This is a genomic window from Thermostichus sp. OS-CIW-26, assembly GCF_054058395.1.
In genome coordinates this window covers 1-3439 of the sequence record NZ_JBSSAG010000066.1, presented here as the reverse complement: position 1 = coordinate 3439, position 3439 = coordinate 1, and the positions used below count along the sequence as shown (strand labels likewise).

Sequence of the window (3439 nt, the reverse complement as noted above, 5' to 3'; positions counted from 1 at the left end):
AAGTTCATTGTACTTCAATTGTACTTCATCAAAGCGCATTCCTCCCGGCACTGACCCTACGGGTACAGTGCGGGGCTCCTGCGATTTCTAGCTGAGCACATCTAAACTGAGCACATCTAAACAACGAGGGAAGCAGGAGTGGGGATCCGAGAAATCCTAACGGGGGTATTGTCCTTAACAGCTTTGGCGATTGCCCTGGTGGCTCTGCAACTGAGGCGAGCGTTGCGGGCTTCCCCCTGGCTGAGGGATCCCCCGGCGGAACAGGCAGGGGAAATCGCGGCCGGGATGGAGCGGCTGGCGGTGATCGTGCCCGCCTACAACGAGGCCGAGAACGTGGTGGGCTGCCTGAGCAGCATTCTGGACAGCACCTCTGCCCCTTTACAGGTGTGGTTGGTGGACGATGAATCCACGGATGCCACCTGGGAGCTGGCCCAAGCCCTGGCTGCCGAACGGCAAGATCCGCGCCTACACCTGCTCAAGGGGGATCCCCGTCCCAAAGGCCAAAGGTGGGTGGGCAAAAACTGGGCCTGTGCCCAAGCCGTCGCCCGCGTAGAAGCCGACTACTTGCTGTTTCTGGATTGCGACGTGCGGCTGGGATCCGGTGCCATTGAAGCGGCCTTAGGACATTTGCTGGCAAGCGGCAGCGGCTTGGTGAGTGTAGGGCCGCAATTGGTGTGCGGTTGCCTGGCGGAGTGGCTGGTGCAACCCATCATGATGACCATCCTGGCGGTGGGTTACAACTTTGCCGCCGTGAACGATCCCGACAACCCCAAAGCCTTTGCCTTTGGCCCTTTCATGCTGTTTCGGCGCTCTGCCTACGAGCAAGTTGGCGGGCACGCCGGAGTGGCCGATGTGGTGATCGAGGATGTGGCCCTGGGGCAACGGATCAAAGCCCAGGGGTTGGGCCTGCGGATTTGCCTGGGAGGGCCGCGGGTGCGCAGCCGCATGTATGCCAACGGGGCTGCCCTTTGGGAAGGGTGGACCAAAAACTGGTTCCTGGGCCTGGAGCGCAACTGGGCCTTGGCGGTGTTGGCAATGGGTACGGTCTTGGGGATCTGCAGCTTGCCCTGGTTGGGGGTGATCCTGGCTGGGGCTACGGGATCCCTGGAGGTGCTGTTGGCCAGCTTGGCAGGGATCCTGGCCCAATTGGCCATCCGGCTCTTGCTCCGGCATTGGGCGCATCTGCCCCTGCGCTACTGGTGGCTAACGGCAGTGGGGGGTTGGGCGACAGCGGCCATCATCTTGGCTTCGGCCATCCGCACCACCACCGGCCGCAACTGGACTTGGCGGGGCCGTTCTCTCGCCGTCCACAGTGTGCCAACACCCTAGAAACGGGGCAAGAACATGGTCTAATGGGGGATGTTCGGGAGACAGGCAAGCTGGGTTTAGAAACGGTGGAATAACACACTATGCAGGCTCTGGTCATCGGATCGGGGGGACGAGAACACGCCCTGGCCTGGAAGCTGTTGCAGTCTCCCCAGGTTACTCGGGTCTACTGTGCCCCCGGCAACGGCGGCATGCAGCAGATGCCCCGCTGTCAATCCGTGGCTTTGGCGGCCACCGACATTGAAGGCCTGGTGCGGTTTGCCACCGTACAAGGGATCCGCCTGACGGTGGTAGGGCCAGAGCTGCCCTTGGTGCAGGGGATCGTGGACGCCTTCCAGGCAGGAGGGTTGCCCATTTTCGGGCCTAGCCGCGCCGCTGCCCAACTGGAAGGAAGCAAACTCTGGGCTAAGCAATTGATGCAAGAGGCGGGGATCCCGACTGCTCGCGCTACCGGCTTTGCTGAGCTATCTGCCGCTGTGGCCTATCTCGACTCCCAGAGTTTCCCAGTGGTCATCAAAAAAGACGGACTGGCTGCCGGCAAGGGGGTAACCGTTGCCCAAAACCGGGAAGAAGCGGTGCAAGCTCTAGAAGCTGCCCTGGCCAAGCCGGGCGATCAGGTGCTGATCGAGGAGTTTATCCCCGGCCAGGAGGTGTCGGTTTTGGCTCTAACCGATGGCCAGATCTGTGTGCCGCTGCCACCTGCCCAGGACTACAAGCGCCTTGGCGAGGGCGATACTGGCCCCAACACCGGTGGTATGGGAGCTCATGCCCCTGCGGATCACCTGATCACTCCAGAAGGGTTGGCCCGCATCCAAACCCAGATCCTGGATCCCACCCTGGAGGCTTTGCAACGGCGGGGCATCCGCTACCAGGGGGTGATCTATGCCGGTTTGATGATCACGCCCAGTGGGGATCCCTACGTGTTGGAGTACAACTGCCGCTTTGGGGATCCCGAAGCTCAGGTCATCCTGCCCTTGCTGGAAAACCCTTTGGACGAGGTGCTGCTGGCCTGTATAGAAGGACGGCTGGCCCAAATCCAGCTCAAATGGAAACCCGGCTATGCCGCCTGCGTGGTGATGGCAGCCCCAGGCTATCCCGATGCCTACGAGCGAGGGATCCCCATCTCCGGCTTGGATGCAGCTGCCACCACGGGGGCGTTGGTGTTTCATGCGGGTACCCGCCAGGCAGGCAAGCAGCTCCTGAGCGATGGCGGGCGCGTTCTCTGTCTTACCGGCCAAGGGGCAACCCTATCCGAGGCCCTGCGCCAAGCCTACGCAGCTGTGGAGCAAGTGCAGTTTCCCAAGGCCTACTACCGTTCTGACATCGGCAGCCACGCCCTGGGGCCTGCCGTCCGCCGAGGAGTGATCCCTACCCCATAAAGCCATCCCTTGCCCTCTCAGCTGCAGCCGGATGGAAGAAGCCCCAGAGGGGTCGCTCCTCCAGGGCCCATAAAGCAGCTTTGAAAAAAGCTTTGATGCTTAGACGATAGCGCTTTCGGTAACAAGACGGCAACAGTGATATCAAAAGCTCAACTTTACTTTAGATTCCTTAACAATAGCCCTCTGCTTTGACTAGGCACGGATATTGCTGAGGTAAACTACCCGACCCTGACTGCTTCGCAGTACAGGGCGAGCTTTCGGTAGCCCTGCAGTTGGCAAGCCAACCACGAACCTCTAGGCTGGTTTACAGCAGCCCCCAAGAGCGCAATTACGTTTGCACCATTCAAATCCGCATCCCCTTCCCATCCACAGTGTCCACACTTAAACTTCTTTCCACTGCGGTAGGATTGCGCAGGGTCGGGATGGATGTGTAAACACTTGTGGCAGGTCTGCGACGTGTAGGCAGGCGGAACAAGAACCAGAGAAACCCCTGCAGCCCTCGCCTTGTACTCCAGAAACTGACGTAGTTGGTAGAACGCCCAACTGTTGGTCCTACGCCGCTCGGCTTTACTGCGTGGCTGTTGATTGACTCTTTTCCGGATCCCTGTCAGGTCTTCCAGAGCAATAGCGCTGTTGGTAGCTTTTGCCCTGGAGACAATAGCTTTGGAGATGCGATGATTGACCCACGTTTGAAAGCGTCTTTCCTTGCCAGACAGCCGTTGCAACAGTTCTCT

3 protein-coding genes are annotated in these 3439 nt (G+C 60.0%); 2 read left to right on the top strand and 1 reads right to left on the bottom strand.

What is annotated here, in order from left to right; genetic code table 11:
• Nucleotides 1–138: 138 nt before the first annotated feature.
• Together ACVW0C_RS14195 and purD are read left to right on the top strand one after the other, a co-directional pair.
• On the top strand, nucleotides 139–1329 hold the full coding sequence (locus tag ACVW0C_RS14195) for a glycosyltransferase (protein ID WP_457386042.1): 1191 nt from the start codon (nucleotides 139–141) through the stop codon (nucleotides 1327–1329).
• A gap of 80 nt (nucleotides 1330–1409) precedes the next feature.
• Nucleotides 1410–2705 (top strand): phosphoribosylamine--glycine ligase, encoded by a 1296-nt coding sequence (purD, locus tag ACVW0C_RS14190; RefSeq protein ID WP_457386041.1) that lies wholly within the window; start codon nucleotides 1410–1412, stop codon nucleotides 2703–2705.
• Between the two features lie 218 nt (nucleotides 2706–2923).
• Here the strand turns inward: purD and ACVW0C_RS14185 are convergent.
• Nucleotides 2924–3439: RNA-guided endonuclease InsQ/TnpB family protein (locus ACVW0C_RS14185; protein WP_457386039.1), on the bottom strand; the 516-nt coding region annotated here is incomplete at its 5' end.